Origin of the sequence: Corynebacterium sp. HMSC06D04 (genome assembly GCF_001807315.1) — a bacterium.
GTDB lineage: Bacteria > Actinomycetota > Actinomycetes > Mycobacteriales > Mycobacteriaceae > Corynebacterium > Corynebacterium simulans.
The window spans coordinates 1-18374 of record NZ_KV788534.1 but is presented as its reverse complement, the minus strand read 5'-3'; the positions used below and the strand labels follow the sequence as shown (position 1 = coordinate 18374).

Genomic DNA, 18374 nt, shown 5'->3' with positions numbered 1-18374 from the left:
CTGGCAGGTGCCAGACTTAATGTAATCCTCGTAAATATAACGAATGCATAACGCATTGCGTGTGGAGGAGGAACATGAACTGGCGCGAGAAACTTGGCACCGCGATCGGCGTTTCATTGGCCGTAGCAATTCCGGTCACTGGCGGACTCGGCGTTTCCTATGCGGTCAATGCCATGCCGATAGAATCCAGTGCGGAAATTCCCATTAACTCTGATGAAGTTTCGCAAAGCCCGTTGAAGGAGCCCGGCCAGGAACTCGGGGAAGCGTTGCGTAGCTTCCATCCCGGCCTATAGTGGGCGAGTATGTTGCTGCGCTCCGTCTCGCTAAAGAAACAGGAACTGGATAGCTACCTGCTCCAGCTGCCCATGGTGCAGTACCTGCAGGACCTGCCTTACTTCGAGTTCACCTCGCCCGTGACCTGCTTGGTGGGTGAAAACGGGGCGGGCAAGTCCACGCTTCTAGAAGCAATCGCGCTGCGTCTGCGCTTTTCGCCCTTTGGCGGGCGCTACGACGACGCCAAGCGCATCCGCGCGCCCTTTTCGCGGCCTGTCCGCGGGGTTGAACTGTAAGCTCGACGAGAATCTACAACGTGGCTATTTCTTACGCGCCGAAACGCATGAGTCCGTGCTTGAGGCGGCTAATAGCCCAGACGAGCGCGCCGGGCGTAATACCTTGCCGCGCGAGGTGGACTTGGAGCACCGCTCCCACGGCGAGTCTGTCTTCGACGTGCTGGGCGAGCATATCGACGGCCGCGGGCTTTATATCCTTGACGAGCCCGAAGCCGGATTGTCCGTCGTGCGGCAGATGGCGCTCGTGGCCGAAATTCATCAAGCCGCAGAACGCGGCGCCCAGTTCCTCATTGCCACGCACTCGCCGATTCTGCTTGCCGTGCCGGGCGCGGACATCGTCGAGCTTGGCGACGCCGGTTTCGAGAGGATTTCCTTCGACGCCGCCGAGCCCGTGGCGGCTACCCGGGAATTCTTGGAGGCGCCAGAGGAAACGATAAAGTTCCTGATTACCTAGGAGACGCTGACAACCTTGACCTTCGGGCCAGTGCCTCCGCCGCGCTTGCGCAGGAAGTGCGTGACAGCTACGCCGAGCATGCCCGCAAGCCAAATGATGAGGGAAGTTACAGCGGCCGCGTGGAAGTCGCCCAGTTCGTAGTGTGGAGCGTGGCCACGGCTATCGAGCACCATGCCAAAAATTTGCGCTGCCACCATCGAAGAGATGAATCCACCCATGTTGGCCAAGCCTGTTGCCGTGGCCACCACACTGCGTTCCATGTTCTCGCGCACGATGTCGAAGCCATAGTTCGAGCACGGAGAGCAAAACGAAATAGCCACCATGAGGATGAAAAGGCTGAAGAAGCTGTTGCCCCAGAGGAAGAAAGCCGTCCACGACATTATGTTGAGTGTCGTGAAAAACAGCGCCATCCAGTCGCGGAAACCCTGCGCACGCGAGGAAATCTTGCCGTGGATTGGTCCTAACGCAAACATGCAGATCGTATAAAAGGTCAGCACCGTTCCGGCCTGTACCTTGGAGATTCCTAGTCCCTCCGTCATGAACGGCATTCCCCACAACATGACAAATACAGTCGCACCCAAAAGGCCACAGAAGTGGATGAAAAATCCCTGCCATGCAACGGGGGAACGCAGCACCATGGCCAGTCTGGTGGCCAAGGAATGCGCCTGCGAATTGGGTTGCTCGGCGGGAGTTTCGATGATGCCTAGAGCTTCAGGCGTGTCCGCTACGGCAACCGCCGCAGCTAATGCGATGAGGATGCCCGCCGCACCCAAAGCTACAAAGGCCGTGGTCCATCCGGTCCACCCCAAAAGCGCAGCGAAAGGAATAGCGGAGACGAACTGGCCGAGCTGACCCAACGACGAGGTCACCTGGGTAAACATTGGCGTGCGGTGCAAAGGGAACCAATATGGCAGGATGCGCATCACGGATAAGAAGGCCGTGGCGTCGCCCGCGCCAATCAAAAGCCGAGCGGCAATAGCCATCCAATAATTTGCGGTTAGGCCCAGTGCTACCTGCCCCACGCCCATGATGACAGCGCCAATAACGAGCAGTTTGCGAGGACCATACTTATCAATGAGCACACCCGTAGGAATCTGTGCGAACGCATAGATACCCAACTGCACTGAGGTGAAGACCGCAATGCGAGAGGCATCGACGTCGAAACGCTCCATCGCTTCCAGCCCCGCCACACCAAAAGAGGTGCGCCCGGTAATCGCCACGATGTAGACAAGAATCGCGGCAACCCAAATGGATAAGGCTTTGGTGGTCACAACTTCCCGTGGATTTGGCACAGACATGGCTGATACTTTACGCGTGCCCGACTATGATGCAGGGGGTGAAGTACATTTCTACGCGCGACGCTAACCGTCAGCCTGCTTCTTTTACCGATATTCTCTTAGGTGGGCTTGCCCCTGACAGCGGCCTTTACCTGCCGGAATCCTATCCGCAACTAAACGGCGCTGTGCTCAATGAATGGCGTCAGTTGCTCGCTGAGGAAGGCTACGCGGCGCTTGCGGCAGAAGTACTCAAGCTTTTCGTGGATGATATTCCAACTGATGATCTGGAGGCCATCGCGCAGCGCGCGTACACCCATCCTAAGTTCGCGAGCGAGGAAATTGTCCCCGTGACCGCGCTGGGTGATGGCCTTTTCATCGGCCACCTCTCCGAAGGACCTACCGCTGCCTTCAAGGACATGGCCATGCAGCTGCTCGGCGAGCTCTTCGAGTACGAGCTGGGCCGCCGCGATGAAACCCTCAACATCCTGGGCGCTACCTCGGGCGATACTGGCTCTTCTGCGGAATATGCCATGCGCGGGCGCACCGGAATCCGCGTCTTCATGCTGACCCCGGCGGGCCGCATGACTGCTTTCCAGCAGGCTCAGATGTTCGGCCTTGATGATCCGAATATCTTCAACATCGCGCTCGACGGTGTCTTCGATGATTGCCAGGATGTGGTTAAGGCAACCTCCAATGATGCCGGGTTTAAGAAGGAATTCCGCATTGGCGCCGTTAATTCCATCAACTGGGCACGCCTTATGGCGCAGGTCATTTACTACATCAACTGCTACCTGAAGGTCACCTCTGACAACGAGCAGAAGGTCTCTTTCTCCGTGCCCACCGGCAATTTTGGTGATATCTGCGCCGGCCATATCGCCCGTTCGATGGGGCTTCCCATCGACAAACTCATCGTCGCCACCAACGAAAACGACGTGCTCGATGAGTTCTTCCGCACCGGCAACTACCGTCCGCGCCCGGCGGAGGAGACCTTCAAGACCTCCTCGCCGTCGATGGATATCTCCCGCGCCTCGAACTTTGAGCGTTTCGTCTTCGATTTGCTTGACCGTGATGCCTCGCGCACCGCGGAGCTCTTTGGCCCCAAGCTGAAGGAGGGCGGTTTCCAGCTCAGCACTGAGGAACTGCGTGCAGCCCGGGATGAGTATGGCTTTACTTCTGGTTCCTCCACGCATGCGGACCGCCTGGCCACCATTGCATCGGTCAAGGAAAGTTATGACTACCTGGTGGATCCGCACACCGCGGACGGCATCAAGGTCGCCCGCCAGGTGCAGAAGGAAGAGGACATCAAGACCCCGATCATCTGCCTGGAGACCGCCCTGCCGGTGAAGTTCTCCGAGACCATCGTCGAGGCTATCGGCACCAAGCCAGCAGTCCCGGAGCGTTTTGCTGGCATCATGGATGTGCAAAGGCATGTCACGGATCTGCCCAATGACGTCGCTGCAGTCCAAGACTTCATTCGCAGCTCCATCGCACAGACCGACGTGAAATAGCACCCCAGAGGAGCATAAAAGATGGCACAGGAACAGTTCTCCGGACCGGAATACTTCACCGAGTTCGATCCAGAGAAGTTCATCCGCGATCTCAAGGAGATGGCGGAGATGGAAAAGGAAAACAAGCAAGCTTCCGAAGCAGACAAGAACACCGATGGTGATGGCACGGTCTAGCTCGCGGGTACCACAGATAGCAGCCGCCGTGGCTTTAGCAATTGGCCTCGGCGGCTGCTCTTTGATCCCCACGCAGACGGTGCAGCACGCGCTTGGCGACGCCGCGGCCACCCTCACTGCTGAATCCGCCGCACCGGAGGCGTCGGAAAGCGATGCTCAGGTAAACAACGAGGGTGACGCGGAAGCCACGCCAGCGCAGCCGGAAATCCCCGCCGCGAGCCCCGGTACCTCGCGGCCTGCGCTCTCGCCCATGCCGGCGGGAACCGCGTTGGATATCTCCGCCCAGGAACCGAAACCAGGAGAGTATTTTGACTTCCAGATGTGCACCGCAGCGTGGTCTTTCTCGCTGGAAGATGGCCGCAACTTCGCGGTGACCGCATCGCACTGCGGCAAACCCGGCGACCGTGTGTGGGCCGGAAACGCGCATCGCACCTTTACTTTCCCGGCAGAACCAATTGGGGAAGTGGTCTATTCGGACTTGTATTCCGATACCACCCACGGCCTCGACTTCGCGCTCATCGAGCTGCATGCCGACGTGGGTTACTACACGCCGAAATACATGGAGGCCGGCGTGGCCACAACGGGCGAGCTCCCACAACAGCTGTGCAAGCTAGGGCGGATCACTGGGGAGACCTGTGGCGAGCTAAGCCATGGCCCGGAAAAGGGCGGGCTGAAGTCCGGCGAGATCCGCATGGAAACCACGGCCGCTCGGGCGCGCCTGTGCGGTACCCAAGGCGATTCCGGCGGGCCGATGTACGCCCAACTGCCAGGAGGACCCGCAATCGTCGGCGTAGTCTCTGGCACCACGCAGGAGCTAAAAGGTCAGTGCGCCGAAGCGTCGGACATGGAGCTTTCCTTTACCCCTGCAGCCGATATCGTAGCGCTCATCCCGGAGATTTTGGGCTCTGAAATAGCGCAGGCGGCCTAGCGCGGGCGCGGCCAAAAGCGGACAAAGAAAGCGGCTAGGGTAGTAGGCATGGCAACCCCTGAATACATCCTCAACCTCCGTGAGAAGGTGGGCCACCAGCAGCTATTCCTGCCAGCGTGCACCGCAGTTATTGTCCGCGATGTTCCCATGAACGCGGCGCTATGGGAAGTCCCATCGGTGCTGCTGGTGCAACGCGCCGATAATGAGACCTGGGCGCCCGTCGAGGGCATCTGCGAGCCTGGCGAGGAAATCACCACCACAGCCATCCGTGAGGTCAAGGAAGAAGTCGGTCTCGATGCCACCGCGGAAGCGCTGCTTGGCGTGGGGCAGGTAGGCCCTGTCACCTACGACAATGGCGACGAGTGCATGTTCATGTCCACCGCACTGCGGCTTTCGGTTCCAGAAGGCGCGGAGCCGGTGGTCTCTGACGAGGAAAACCTCGCGGCGCAGTGGTTTTCCGTGGCCCAAATGCCGGCTTCGGTAAGCGCCCGTAACCGTATGCTGATCGGTGATGCCGTGGCACAAATGAAGCATCCGAAGGGCTTTCGCCCACGCATGGGATTTGTAAAACGCAACTAGCAATCGCGTATACCTAAAACCACCTCCAACCTGGATTTCTGTCAGCTCATTGTTTCTATTTGATGGCTGGTGATAGTCTGAAGATCCGTAGGTCGCCGCGCGAGGCGTCCCGCGGATTTTTTGATCTTCAAGGGGTGTCTCGTTGCGCTGAGCTTGCCGCATCAGCAATCAAATTCCTCGAAAGGTGCATGCCATGCCACCTCGTTCCAACCAGAACACCAAAATCATTTTCGTCACCGGAGGAGTTGTCTCCTCCCTGGGCAAAGGCTTAACAGCGGCATCGCTGGGGCAGCTGCTTTCTGCCCGCGGACTCTCGGTGACCATGCAGAAGCTCGACCCATATCTCAACGTCGACCCAGGCACCATGAACCCGTTCGAGCACGGCGAAGTCTTTGTCACCGAAGACGGTGCCGAGACCGACCTCGACCTGGGCCACTACGAGCGCTTCTTGGACCGCAACCTCACGAAGAACGCGAATGTGACCACGGGCAAGGTGTACTCCTCGGTCATCGCGAAGGAGCGCCGTGGCGAGTACTTGGGCAAGACCGTGCAGGTCATCCCGCACATCACCGATGAGATCAAGGATCGCGTGCTCGCGATGGCCGCGCCCGATGCCTCCGGCAATGTGCCGGACGTGGTCATCTCCGAAATCGGCGGCACCGTGGGCGATATCGAATCGCAGCCCTTCCTGGAGGCCGCACGGCAGGTACGTCATGCCGTCGGCCGCGAGAATATCTTCTTCATCCACTGCTCGTTGGTGCCATACCTCGGCACTTCGGGGGAGCTGAAGACGAAGCCGACCCAGCACTCCGTGGCGGAGCTGCGCTCCATCGGCATCGTGCCGGACGCAGTGGTGCTGCGGTGTGACCGCGACGTTCCGGATGGCTTAAAACACAAGATTGCGCTGATGACCGACGTCGAGGAAGAAGGCGTGGTGTCCTGCCCTGACTCGCCGTCCATCTATGACATCCCGGAGGTGCTCTACCGCGAGCACCTGGACACCTTCGTCATCCGCAAACTAGGCCTGCCTTTCCGCGATGTGGATTGGACCCAATGGGGCGAGCTACTGGATCGCGTCCGCAACCCGCGTCATGAGGTCACCGTGGGCATCGTGGGCAAATACATCGACCTCCAGGATGCGTACCTTTCCGTGGCAGAGGCAATCCGGCATGCGGCCTTTGCTCACCACGCGAAGGCGAAAATCAAGTGGATCACCTCGGATGACTGCGAAGCAGACTCAGCCACTCCGCTGGGCGATCTCGACGCCATCGTGGTGCCAGGCGGCTTCGGAGTGCGCGGCATCGAGGGCAAGATCGCCGCGGTGAGCTACGCCCGAGAGAACAAGATTCCTTTCCTGGGCCTGTGCCTGGGTCTGCAGTGCACCGTGCTGGAGGCGGCCCGCCAGGCAGGTATTGCCGACGCCTCCTCGACAGAGTTTGACCCCGAGACCTCTGCGCCAGTCATCGCCACGATGGAGGAGCAGCAGGCGGCCGTCTCCGGCGAGGCGGATCTCGGCGGCACCATGCGCCTGGGCGCTTATCCAGCTGTGCTCGCTGAAGACTCCGTCGTGGCGAAGGCATACGGCACCACTGAGGTCTCTGAGCGCCACCGCCACCGCTACGAGGTCAACAACGCCTACCGTGCGCAGATCGAGCAAGGCTCCGGCCTGGTCTTCTCCGGCACCTCGCCCGACGGCAACCTGGTCGAATTCGTGGAGTACCCCGAGCACCCATTCATGGTGGCCACCCAAGCCCACCCCGAATACAAGTCGCGCCCAACGAAACCGCACCCGCTCTTTGACGGGCTGATTGCAGCGGCGCTGAGCTAAAGGCCGCCGGCCGCTAAGCAAGCGGCCTAAAATGCGTAAAATCCCTGCGGAGAGCTTGTGCTTCCGCAGGGATTTTCTGTGCACCCTAATTAGCAGTCGTAGTACATCTCAAACTCCTGCGGGGTTGGGCGCAGGCGGGAAGGAGCGATTTCCTTTTCGTTCTTGTACTGCAGGTAGGTCTCGATGAGGTCCTCGGTGAAGACATCGCCTTCGGTCAGGAACTCGTTATCTTCCTCCAGGGCGCGCAGGGAAGCCTCAAGGCTGGTTGGTGCCTGCGGGATGGAAGCCTGCTCTGCCGGTGGCAGCTCGTAGAGGTCCTTATCTACCGGAGCGTGTGGCTCGATGCGGTTCTTGATGCCATCGAGGCCAGCCATCATCATCGCAGCGAAACCGAAGTACGGGTTACCTGATGGGTCCGGAGCGCGGAACTCGATGCGCTTTGCCTTCGGGTTGGAGCCGGTGATCGGAATGCGGATTGCCGCGGAGCGGTTGCGCTGGGAGTAGACCAGGTTAATCGGGGCCTCAAAGCCCGGAACCAGGCGGTGGTAGGAGTTCAGAGTTGGGTTGGTAAACGCCAGAACTGCCGGTGCGTGGTGGAGGATGCCGCCGATGTAGTAGCGCGCGATATCGGAAAGGCCACCGTAGCCTGCCTCATCGTAGAAAAGCGGCTTGCCGTCCTTCCACAGGGACATGTGGGCGTGCATGCCGGAGCCGTTGTCACCCGCGAGCGGCTTTGGCATGAAGGTTGCGGACTTGCCGTACTCAGCGGCGGTGTTCTTGATGATGTACTTGAAGGTCTGAATATCATCAGCCGCGTGCAGCAGGGAGTTGAAGCGGTAGTTGATCTCATTTTGACCCGCGCCCACCTCGTGGTGGAAGCGCTCGATCTGGAAGCCGGCGTTCTGCAGGTTGCGCACCATGGCATCGCGGACTTCGCCATGCTTGTCGACGGGCGCGGTGGGGAAGTAGCCGCCCTTGACGCGGGTCTTGAAACCGGTGTTCGGGGTGCCGTCGAAGTTGGCCTCGTTGCCGCGGTTCCACCAGCCCTCGTCGGTGTCTACCTCGTAGAAACCATGGTCGATGTCGGTGGAGTAGCGCACGGAATCGAAGAGGTAGAACTCGGCCTCGGCGCCGAAGTTGCACACGTCCGCGATGCCGGTGGAAGCAAGGTATTCCTCGGCCTTCATTGCGACGTTGCGTGGGTCGCGGGAGAAAGGCTCCAAGGTGAACGGATCGTTGACGAAGAACTTGATGTTCAGCGTCTTGGAGGAGCGGAAAGGATCCACCATCGCGGTTGCTGGGTCTGGCAGCAGGGTCATGTCAGACTCATCGATGGAGGTAAAGCCACGGATGGAAGAACCGTCGAATGCGAGGCCTTCTTCAGCGGCGGCCTCGGTGAACTCCGAAGCGGGAATTGAAAAGTGGTGCTCGGTGCCGGGAACGTCAGTAAAACGAATATCGACGAACTTTACGTCTTCATCCTCGATGAACTTGACGATTTCCTGGACGGACTCGAAAGACACTGTTTGTCTCCTCAGGGGTTTAGAAAAATGTTCTTCATCGAAGTTTACTAGCTTTATCTGGCCTTCGGACGTTAACCCATCGATCTATAGATATATTTCGTTTTCGTGTCTGCATGCAGGGGGCACTAGATTGGTCAACATGGCTGATAAGCGAACATGGCTCGATGGACCCGCAATCCCGGGCGAAAATGATGACTTCGAAGGCCCCGGCGCATGGCCGGGCGAAAAGCTCGGACTTCCTGAGTCTGGCTCCGGGGCGCTGGCGCCGGTGGCCCGCCGTGCAGGGGCGGTTCTCATCGACTGGATCGTGTGCATGCTGCTGGCCAATCTCATCGTGATGTTCACCCACGCGCTGGGCGGCCCTGCATTCCTGGGCTACATGCTGTGGGTCATCGTCGGCATCCTCTGCGGCTGGCTCTTTGCTCGCACTCCGGGCATGCTTTTGCTGGGCATGGGCGTGGCGCGTCTCGACGCCCCGGGGCAAACGGTGGGCTTCTGGCGCGCGGCAGTGCGCACCATCCTCACCGGCTTCCTCTTCCCAGCCGCAATGGTCGATACCGACGGCCGCGGTATCCACGACCGCGCAACCGGCACCGCAGTGATCATGGTCTAGTTCCTCTATCTTGCGGCGTCGCAGGGCGCTTCCTACAAAACCTAAAAGCGGCCCTTCCTTGGTGGATTCCAAGGAAGGGCCGCTTTTGCACAAGTATTATTTGCCCTTACGCTGCTGTGCGCGGCGCATGCGGCGGTTCATGCCAGCCATGTTCTGCGCCTGGCGCGGCATCGGGCCCTTCGGCAGACCCGGGGTGGTGCCTGGCAGGTCATCCATAGCCTCAATCTTGCGGATGGTTGCGTAGGTCTCATCCTTTTTGAAGTTACGCGGGAACTTCATCACGTGATTGCGCAGCTTGGACACTGGAACCTCGTCCTCGCCGTTGCCCACCCAGACCTCGTAGACCGGAACGCCGCCGGCGAGCTTATCCACGCGCTTTTTCAGGGTGTTGAGAACCGGAGTCAGGCGCTTGCGGTCACCTTCGCAGACGAAGATGACGCCGGCATTGCCGATGACGCGGTGGATGAGGTCCTGATGGCGGGTAACGCCGACCGCGGTCTTGACCTTCCAGACGATGCCCACGGTGTTGCGCAGCTGCTGCTCCAGCGCCCACCCCGCAACGCCCGGCTGATCCTCGACCTTTTTGTACATGTCGCGCTCAAGGCGGCGGGTAAACAGCCACATCGCCAGCAAAGCGCCGATGCCGAGGCCCAGGATGAGCATGAACCACTCGCCGTGAAAGAGCAGGCCGATAAGGAAGAACAACAGGCCCATGCCGAGGAAAGCGGCGAGCATGATAGGAATCAATGCCTTGTCATGCTTGCGCTGCATATTGAACGCTTGCCACATCTGGGAACGGGTTTGCTTGCGCTGCTCGCGTTTTGCGGCGCGCTCTTGCTTCTTTGCAGCCTTCAGGCTTGCCTTATCGTCTTGTGCCATGGTTCCTACTTTAAAGGTCAGCGGTGCAAATTAACGAATTGCAGCGGCAGCGGAGTCAGCGTTTGCCGGGGTCTTGACCATGCGGGTCGTTACCGGGGTTTCCTGGGAAGGGCCGTACTTCTCGAGCAGCGTCGAAGCCTCTTGGGCGGTAGCGCCCTTCGAGGTCTCAGCCAGGTGCTGCAAATTCTCTGGCAGTTTGAAACCGCGGGCCTCCATCGCCTGCACGTACAGGCGACCAGCGCGGTAAGAAGAACGCACCAGCGGGCCAGACATGACGCCGCCGAAGCCGAGCTCCTTGGCCAGCTTGGAGTGCTCGACGAACTCCTCCGGGCGTACCCAACGCTCGATCGGGTGGAAGCGCGGGCCTGGGCGCAGGTACTGGGTAATGGTGATGATGTCGCAGCCAGCAGAGCGCAGATCACGCAGCGCCTCTTCGATCTCATCCTTGGTCTCGCCCATGCCCAGGATCAGGTTGGACTTGGTGATAAGGCCAAAGTCGTGGGCCTGGCGGATAACGTCTAGGGAGCGCTCGTAGCGGAATGCCGGGCGGATGCGCTTGAAGATGCGCGGAACCGTCTCCAGATTGTGCGCGAAGACCTCTGGACGCGCCTCGAAGACCTCCTGCAGAAGATCCGGCTTGCCGGAGAAGTCAGGGGTCAGGTTTTCCACACCGGTGTGCGGGTTGAGCTCGTGAATCTTGCGCACGACCTCGGCGTAGAGCCACGCGCCTTCATCCGGCAGATCGTCGCGGGTAACACCGGTGATGGTGGTGTAGTTCAGGTCCATCTCCTGGATGTTTTCTGCAACGCGGCGCGGCTCGTCGCGGTCCAACTCCGCCGGCTTACCGGTGGCAATGTCGCAGAAATCGCAGCGGCGAGTGCACTTATCGCCACCGATGAGGAAGGTGGCCTCACGAGATTCCCAGCACTCGTGGATATTCGGGCAACCAGCCTCCTGGCACACGGTGTGCAGGGAAGCGCCGGACACGCGGGACTTCATATCCTCGTAGCCCGGGCCGGTGCGGACCTGGTTGCGGATCCAGCGCGGCTTCTGTTCGATGGGGGATTCCGCATTCTTCTTCTCAATGCGGAGCATCTTGCGTCCTTCAGGCTTAACAGTCACAAAAACTCACTCTACGGGGTTGGGATTGTCTCTTACTAATACAAGTCCGGTGTGTGGAGGATTATTCCGCACTCTGGGCACGCTTTTGGCGGGCCTTCTCGTTGGCGACCTTAATCGGGTCCGGTGCTGAACCAAAGGTGTGGTCCGCGACGGTGAGCTCACCAGAAAGCGCGCGCTGCAGGGCGTCGAGAAGCGGTGTCGCAGCTTCCTCCATGGAGACATCGCGGCCAAGCTCGAGGCTCAGCGTGGTCACGTCGGCGTCGTCAATGCCGCAGGCCACGATGTGCTCGTAATACTCCAGCGTGTTGGTGCAATTAAGCGCAAGACCATGCATGGTCACGCCGCGAGTGATGCGGATTCCCAGCGCCGCAATTTTGCGATCGCGCTTGGGGGCCTGCGGGTCCGTGGCCTGGGTGGTGGAGGGCACCCACACACCAGACCGGCCGTCGATGCGGCCGGCGGTACGAACGCCAAGCTCGCGCACCGTCTGGATGATTGCCTCTTCGAGCCGGCGGACATAGTCCACGACGTCGACAGGCTCCGCGAGCTTCAAGATGGGGTAGACCACCAGCTGCCCCTCACCATGCCAAGTAATCCGCCCGCCGCGATCCACCGTGATGACCGGCAGACCATTGTCCGGCATATCCTCCGGCTGCGTGCGTTTGCCAGCGGTGTAGATGTTGGGGTGCTCGACCACGAGGATGATGTCCCCGCGCTCGCCTTTTGCGCGCTGGGCGGCAAGCTCGGCCTGGAGATCCCACGCCTGTTGGTAATCCATGCGGCCGAGGTGGCGGATTTCCAGCGCTTCCTGTGACGCGCGAATACTGCGATCAGCGGGGAAGAAGGGCTCACGAGGAGCTGTCATGTGTGATGCTTCCTTAATCTAATAAAACGCGGGGGTCGATACTGATAGTGCCACCCAGGCCAATGCCGGCCCAACACCGGGGTGAGGGGGCAGGTGGAGGCGTAGTCGGAGGCAAAAGAAAAAGCGGGAGGAAACCTCCCGCTTTAGCAGTAAGTGGCTTAAACGCCGTTTGCCGCAGCGTACTCTTCTGCGGTCATCAGCTCGCCGGTCTCAGAAACCTCGACCTCGAAGAGCCATCCTTCACCGAATGGGTCGTTGTTGATGACTGCGTAGTCATCGTGAACAGCCTCGTTAACAGCGGTGACGGTGCCGGTAATTGGGGCGTAGAGATCGGATACGGACTTGGTGGATTCGACCTCACCGCAAGTATCACCAGCGGTAACAGTGTCACCAACTGCCGGCAGCTCAGCGAAGACGACCTCGCCCAGGCGGTCAGCAGCAACGGAGGTGATGCCAACGCGGACGGTTGCGCCCTGTGCGGCGTCAGCAGAAGAGTTGATCCACTCGTGGTCCTCGGAGTAGGAGAAATCTGCAGGAAGGTTAGCCATTGTGATGGGAGTCCTTTCGGAAGATGGTATGTGTTCTTATCTTAACGGTTGTCACGCGTCCGCGAACTACTTTTCGCGCTTGTAGAACGGAAGGGCCGCGACGCTAAATGGGTAGCGCTTGCCGCGGATGTCTACCGCGACGGCGTCGCCAGGCTGCAGGTTTGCAGAGGTATCCAGCAGCGCGATGGCAACCGGGTGGCCCAGGGTCGGGGAAGGCTGACCGGAGGTGACAGAACCGACCTTGGTATCGCCAACGAAGACCTCAGCACCGGCGCGGGCGGCGCGGCGCTGATCGGAGACCAAGCCGGTGATGGCGACCTGCGGACCTTCCTCTGCACGTGCGCGGATGACCTCAGCGCCAACGAAGTCGGCTTCCTTCTTGGCAAAAGCACGCGCCATGCCGGCCTCAACAGGGGTGATGTCGCGGGAGAGCTCGTTGCCGTAGAGCGGCATGCCAGCTTCCAAGCGCAGGGAGTCACGCGCTGCGAGGCCACACGGCAGGATGCCGTACTCGGCACCGGCCTTGAGCAGCTCCTCCCACAGCTCCGGGGCATCGGAGTTGTAGACGATCAGCTCGAAGCCATCTTCGCCGGTGTAGCCGGTGCGGCAGATGAAGGCGTACTTGCGCGCTACCTTGCCGGTCATCGCTGCGTAGTAAGGCAGTTCCATGACGGCTTCCTGCTTGTTGTCCTCGACCAGCGGGATGAGGATTTCTGCTGCCTTCGGGCCCTGGATGGCAATCATGGCTACGTCGCGGGACTCGTTGTTGAGGTCCACGTCGAAGCCCTCAGCGCGCTCGTTGAGTGCCTCCCAGACCACGTCAGCGTTGCCGGCGTTTGGCACGACCAGGAACTTGGTCTCGCCCAGGCGGTAGGTGATGAGGTCATCGATGATGCCGCCATCTGCGGCGCAGATCATCGAGTACTTTGCCTTGCCCACCTTGAGGGTGGTCATATCGGAGATTAGGCAGTAGGACAGGAACTTTGCGGCATCCTCGCCGTTGACCCAAATTTCGCCCATGTGGGACAGGTCGAAAAGGCCGGCGGAGTTACGAACCGCGCGGTGTTCTTCGAGCTCGTTGTTGTACTTCAGGGGCATGTTCCACGGGCCGAAAGCCGTAAAGGATGCGCCAAGCTTTTCATGCTCTGCATGCAGCGGGGAGTTGAGCAGTTCAGACATTTTTCTCCTTTAGAGTTCTTTTCTGCTAGTTCGATTCCGTTAGTTGGCCTCCGCGTCAGCGGAGATCTCGAATGCTTCTGGCGGCGGGCAAGCGCAAACCAGGTTGCGGTCACCGTAAGCCTCGTCGATGCGGCGGACTGGTGGGAAGTACTTGTTGGCGCGTAGGGAGGCAACCGGGTAGGCGGCTTCCTGGCGGGTGAAGGAGTACTCCCAGTTATCGGAGGTCACTGCCGCTGCGGTGTACGGAGCGTTGTGGATAACGGATGCTTCGTAGGCGACCTTGCCGTCGATGATGTCCTGGATTTCGGCGCGGATTGCGCGCATGGCCTCGATGAAGCGGTCCAGCTCGGCGAGGTCTTCGGACTCGGTCGGTTCCACCATGAGGGTGCCGACGACCGGGAAGGACAGGGTCGGTGCGTGGAAGCCGTAGTCCACGAGGCGCTTGGCGACGTCCGCCGCAGTAACGCCGGAGGCATCGGTCAGCTCGCGCAGGTCGAAGATGCACTCGTGCGCGACCAGGCCGGCGTTGCCGGTGTAGAGAACTGGGAAGGAATCCTGCAGGGACTTTGCCAGGTAGTTTGCGCCCAGGATGGCGTGGCTGGTGGCCTGTGCAACGCCCTCGGTGCCGACCATGGCCAGGTAGGCCCAGGAGATAGGCAGCACGCCGGCGGAGCCAAACTTGCTTGCGGTAGAAGGAACGCCCTTTTCAATCGAGGTAGCCTGCTGCGGGTCGATGGAGGAATCGTTCGCATCGGTGGGCAGGAATGGCACCAGGTGCTTGGCGACGCCCACCGGGCCAACGCCCGGGCCACCGCCGCCGTGCGGGATGGTGAAGGTCTTGTGCAGGTTCAGGTGGCTGACGTCGCCGCCGAACTCGCCCGGGCGTGCCCAGCCGGTTAGCGCGTTCATGTTCGCGCCGTCGATATAGACCTGGCCGCCTGCCGCGTGGACCTTGTCGCACACGTCGCGGACCTCAGGGTCGAAGACACCGTGGGTGGATGGGTAGGTGATCATGATGCCGGCGATGTGCTCACTGTGCTGTTCGATCTTGGCATCCAGGTCTGCCAGGTCGATGGAGCCATCGTCCGCGGTAGCAACGACGACCACGCGCAGGTTGGCCAGGGTAGCAGAGGCCGCGTTGGTGCCGTGTGCGGAAGATGGGATGAGGATGACGTCGCGGCCAGCGTCGCCGTTGGCAACGTGGTAGCGGCGGATGGCCAGCAGGCCTGCGAGCTCGCCTTGGGAGCCAGCGTTGGGCTGGATGGAGACCTTGGCATAGCCGGTCAGCTCGGCCAACCAGCCCTCGAGCTCCTCGATGAGCGCGCGCCAGCCGGCGGTGGTCTCTTCCGGAGCATATGGGTGAATGCCCGCGAACTCTGGCCAGGAGATCGGCTCCATGGCGGCAGTGGGGTTCAGCTTCATGGTGCAAGAGCCCAGCGGAATCATGGTGCGGTCCAGCGCCAAGTCCTTGTCTGCCAGAGTGCGCAGGTAGCGCAGCATCTGGGTCTCGGAGTGAATGGAGTTGAAGATTGCGTGGTCCAGCGGAGCTTCCTCGCGAACCAGTGCGGAAGGAAGCGCGGACTGTGCTGCGTCATCCTTGGCCACAGCGTCAGCTGCGATCTCGGCACCGAACGCTGCGGCTAGCTTCGCCACGTCTGCAGCGGTTGCGGATTCGCCGAAGGAGACGGATACTTTGTCGGAGCCAATGGCGCGCACCAGGTAGCCCTGCTCCTGCAGGCTGGACTTGATGGCCGCGGCATTGACGTCAGCGATGGTGACGGTGTCGAAGAACTCGTCCGCTACGAGTTTTACGCCAGCCTCACGAACTGCGTCGGCGAAGGAAACAGCCAGCGAATGGATGTGCTGCGCGATTGCCTTCAGGCCTTCTGGGCCGTGGTAGACGGCGTACATGGACGCTACGTTGGCCAGCAGCGCCTGCGCGGTACAGATGTTGGAGGTAGCGCGTTCACGGCGGATGTGCTGCTCGCGGGTCTGCAGAGCTAGACGGTATGCCGCGCGGCCGTCTGCATCCTTGGAAACGCCGACGATGCGGCCCGGCATCTGGCGCTTGAGCTTGTCAGTAACGGCCATGTATGCCGCGTGCGGGCCACCGAAGAACATTGGGACGCCGAAGCGCTGCGCGGAGCCCAGCACGATGTCCGCGCCCAGCTTGCCCGGAGCTTCCAACAGGAGGAGGGAGAGCGGGTCGGCGACGACGGAGACAACCGCACCGCGGGTGTGCAGCTCCTCGATGATGCCGCGTGGGTCAAAGACGTCGCCCTCGGTGCCGGTGTACGCAATGACGGCGCCGATGAGGTCTTCGCCCACGAGGCCCTCGCGGATATCGAGGATTTCCACCTCGAGCTCGATGGCGCGAGCGCGCTCCGCCGCCACTGCGAGCACCTGTGGATGCAGGCGGGAGTCCAGGATGACGCGGCGGCCCTTCTTGACCGCGCGGGACATCAGGCCGACTGCCTCAGCGGTAGCGGAAGCCTCGTCGAGCAGGGAAGCGTTTGCAATCGGCAGACCGGTCAGGGATTCGAACATGGTCTGGAAGTTCAGCAGTGCTTCCAGACGGCCCTGGGAGATCTCCGGCTGGTACGGGGTATAAGCGGTGTACCAACCAGCATCCTCCAGCAGGCCGCGGCGGATGACGGCCGGGGTAAGTGTGTCGGAGTAGCCTTGGCCATAGAAGGACTTCAACACGATGTTCTGGCTGGCGTATTCGCGCAGCTTGTCCTGCGCTTCATTCTCGCTCAAGGCATCTGGCAATTGCGGTGCCGATGCGGCGCGGATGGTTGTGGGAAGTGCGGCGTCGACAAGCGCGTCCACGCTGTTGTATCCCAGTGCGTTGAGCATCGTCGCTTGCTCGGAAGAATTTGGTCCGAGGTGGCGCGATATGAAATCCATAAGTTCAATCTCCTTTGAAAGAAGCTCCGTGAAGGACGTCATGGTGAATGCCTAAAACATGGCCTAAACCGACCCCAAGTATAAAGCCTATGGCTGTGACCTAAATCGGTTTATCGAAGTCTTTTCGTGCACCACACAGCAACGGCGTGGCCCATGGACGCGTAGGGAGCCTAAAAGTGCCGAATAGAATCCCTACGCAGCCCGTGGGCGAGGAACAGGGCTGAGAAATCGACGGACAGATTAGGGCAGGCCTAACACCCCCGTTTGCGGGGAGATATGTGAAAACCCCGCAGGCTCCCGAGTATCCACAGCAGTGGAAACAGGGGAGCCTGCGGGGCGGAAAACCCTAAACTACTAAGGGCTTAACTCCTTAGACCTCGAGGTCAGCCTCGAAGTCGGCGGTCTCAAGGCGGTCCTTGATGGTGGTGATGAAGCGGCCTGCGTCAGCACCGTCGACGACCTGGTGGTCATAGGTGAACGGCAGGTAGCACATCTGGCGGATAGCGATTGCGTCCTGGCCGTTCTCGTTGACAACAACTGCGCGCTTGGTGATAGCGGCGGTGCCCAGGATGCCGGCCTGTGGCGGAACCAGAATCGGGGTATCGAGGAGTGCGCCCTCGGAGCCGATGTTGGTGACGGTGAAGGTGGCACCGGTGAGGTCGTTCGGCTTCAGCTTGTTGTTGCGGGCCTTGTCAGCTAGCTCAGCAATAGCCTTTGCGATCTCTGGCAGGGACATGTCCTGTGCTTTGTGGATGACCGGCGTCAGCAGGCCACGTGGGGTATCGACGGCGATAGCCACGTTGACGTCTGCGTGGTAGGTCATCTCCTTGGTCTCAGGGTTGTAAGAAGCGTTGACGTTCGGGTGGGAAACCAGAGCCTCAACGGTTGCCTTAACGATGAACGGCAGGAAGGACAGGTTAGCGCCGTGCTTGTCGATGAAGGCCTGCTTGGACTTCTTGCGCATATCCCAGATGGCAGTCATGTCGACTTCCTGGACGTGGGTCAGCTGTGCGGAAATCTGCAGAGCCTCAACCATCTTTGCAGCGGTGATCTCGCGGATACGGTTGACCTTCTGGGTGGTGCCGATGAGCTCCTGCTTTTCCGGATCCACGGACTTGGTGGACCAGCGTGCGCGTGGGTTGGAGGAGCCGGCTGCCGACGCCGCCGGTGCCTCGCCCTCGCCTGCAGCTGCCAGGACATCCTGCTTGCGGATGCGGCCGCCAACGCCGGTGCCGGAAACGGTGGAAAGGTCAACGCCGTGCTTTTCCGCCAGCTTGCGTACCAGCGGGGTGACGTAAGGAACGTTATCGCCGTTGTTGATCTTGGAAGAGCCCTCGGAAGCAGCCGGGGTGGAGGAAGCGTCTGCAGACTTCTCAGCCTTTGGCTCTTCCTTCTTCTCTTCAGCCTTCGGCTCTGCC

Annotated in this window: 18 protein-coding genes; 9 read left to right on the top strand and 9 right to left on the bottom strand. The window is 60.5% G+C overall.

Annotated elements, in window-relative coordinates; genetic code table 11:
• The first annotated feature begins 74 nt into the window (after positions 1-74).
• Genes HMPREF3155_RS04060 through HMPREF3155_RS13250 form a run of 3 tightly spaced genes read left to right on the top strand, consistent with a single transcriptional unit; the run spans position 75 to position 1023 of the window.
• Positions 75-293: a hypothetical protein gene (locus HMPREF3155_RS04060; protein WP_070432644.1), complete on the top strand. Its 219-nt coding sequence runs from the start codon at positions 75-77 to the stop codon at positions 291-293.
• A gap of 9 nt (positions 294-302) precedes the next feature.
• Positions 303-569 (top strand): AAA family ATPase, encoded by a 267-nt coding sequence (locus HMPREF3155_RS13255; protein WP_246817670.1) that lies wholly within the window; start codon positions 303-305, stop codon positions 567-569.
• Between the two features lie 55 nt (positions 570-624).
• Positions 625-1023 carry an AAA family ATPase gene (locus HMPREF3155_RS13250; RefSeq protein WP_246817668.1) on the top strand — a complete coding sequence of 133 codons (399 nt, stop codon included), beginning with the start codon at positions 625-627 and terminating at the stop codon, positions 1021-1023.
• Here HMPREF3155_RS13250 and HMPREF3155_RS04050 read toward each other — a convergent pair.
• Positions 1020-2321 (bottom strand): MFS transporter, encoded by a 1302-nt coding sequence (locus HMPREF3155_RS04050; protein ID WP_070432643.1) that lies wholly within the window; start codon positions 2319-2321, stop codon positions 1020-1022. The genes HMPREF3155_RS13250 and HMPREF3155_RS04050 overlap by 4 nt on opposite strands.
• Before the next feature lie 38 nt (positions 2322-2359).
• On the opposite strand from HMPREF3155_RS04050, the gene thrC reads away from it, so the two are divergent.
• From thrC to HMPREF3155_RS04030, 5 genes are all read left to right on the top strand, one after another.
• Entirely contained in the window at positions 2360-3808 is a 1449-nt protein-coding gene (gene thrC / locus HMPREF3155_RS04045; RefSeq protein WP_070432679.1) for a threonine synthase, read from the top strand.
• A 21-nt stretch (positions 3809-3829) separates the two neighbouring features.
• Positions 3830-3982, top strand: a complete 153-nt coding sequence (locus HMPREF3155_RS13005; RefSeq protein WP_162839576.1) for a hypothetical protein — start codon at positions 3830-3832, stop codon at positions 3980-3982.
• Positions 3983-4010: 28 nt separating this feature from the next.
• Positions 4011-4910: a trypsin-like serine protease gene (locus HMPREF3155_RS04040; RefSeq protein ID WP_246817666.1), complete on the top strand. Its 900-nt coding sequence runs from the start codon at positions 4011-4013 to the stop codon at positions 4908-4910.
• Between the two features lie 48 nt (positions 4911-4958).
• Positions 4959-5489 (top strand): NUDIX hydrolase, encoded by a 531-nt coding sequence (locus HMPREF3155_RS04035; protein WP_061923922.1) that lies wholly within the window; start codon positions 4959-4961, stop codon positions 5487-5489.
• A 193-nt stretch (positions 5490-5682) separates the two neighbouring features.
• Positions 5683-7317, top strand: a complete 1635-nt coding sequence (locus HMPREF3155_RS04030) for a CTP synthase (protein ID WP_070432641.1) — start codon at positions 5683-5685, stop codon at positions 7315-7317.
• Between the two features lie 89 nt (positions 7318-7406).
• Here the strand turns inward: HMPREF3155_RS04030 and glnA are convergent, their stop codons facing one another.
• A complete protein-coding gene (glnA, locus tag HMPREF3155_RS04025) occupies positions 7407-8840 on the bottom strand; it encodes a type I glutamate--ammonia ligase (protein WP_062038139.1) in 1434 nt (477 codons plus the stop codon).
• A gap of 139 nt (positions 8841-8979) precedes the next feature.
• On the opposite strand from glnA, the gene HMPREF3155_RS04020 reads away from it, so the two are divergent.
• Positions 8980-9453 carry an RDD family protein gene (locus HMPREF3155_RS04020; RefSeq protein ID WP_061923726.1) on the top strand — a complete coding sequence of 158 codons (474 nt, stop codon included), beginning with the start codon at positions 8980-8982 and terminating at the stop codon, positions 9451-9453.
• A 96-nt stretch (positions 9454-9549) separates the two neighbouring features.
• Here the strand turns inward: HMPREF3155_RS04020 and HMPREF3155_RS04015 are convergent, their stop codons facing one another.
• From HMPREF3155_RS04015 to sucB, 7 genes are all read right to left on the bottom strand, one after another.
• Positions 9550-10332, bottom strand: coding sequence for a DUF4191 domain-containing protein (locus HMPREF3155_RS04015; RefSeq protein WP_070432640.1), 783 nt, complete (start codon positions 10330-10332; stop codon positions 9550-9552).
• Positions 10333-10362: 30 nt separating this feature from the next.
• Positions 10363-11427: a lipoyl synthase gene (gene lipA, locus HMPREF3155_RS04010; protein WP_070432639.1), complete on the bottom strand. Its 1065-nt coding sequence runs from the start codon at positions 11425-11427 to the stop codon at positions 10363-10365.
• A gap of 88 nt (positions 11428-11515) precedes the next feature.
• A complete protein-coding gene (gene lipB, locus HMPREF3155_RS04005; RefSeq protein WP_070432638.1) occupies positions 11516-12319 on the bottom strand; it encodes a lipoyl(octanoyl) transferase LipB in 804 nt (267 codons plus the stop codon).
• A 158-nt stretch (positions 12320-12477) separates the two neighbouring features.
• Positions 12478-12867 (bottom strand): glycine cleavage system protein GcvH, encoded by a 390-nt coding sequence (gene gcvH / locus HMPREF3155_RS04000; protein WP_070432637.1) that lies wholly within the window; start codon positions 12865-12867, stop codon positions 12478-12480.
• Positions 12868-12933: 66 nt separating this feature from the next.
• Entirely contained in the window at positions 12934-14046 is a 1113-nt protein-coding gene (gene gcvT / locus HMPREF3155_RS03995; protein WP_070432636.1) for a glycine cleavage system aminomethyltransferase GcvT, read from the bottom strand.
• 39 nt (positions 14047-14085) lie between these two features.
• Entirely contained in the window at positions 14086-16956 is a 2871-nt protein-coding gene (gcvP, locus tag HMPREF3155_RS03990; protein ID WP_070432678.1) for an aminomethyl-transferring glycine dehydrogenase, read from the bottom strand.
• Positions 16957-17326: 370 nt separating this feature from the next.
• Positions 17327-18374 (bottom strand): 2-oxoglutarate dehydrogenase, E2 component, dihydrolipoamide succinyltransferase (gene sucB, locus HMPREF3155_RS03985; protein ID WP_070432635.1); only part of this gene is annotated, 1048 nt, incomplete at its 5' end.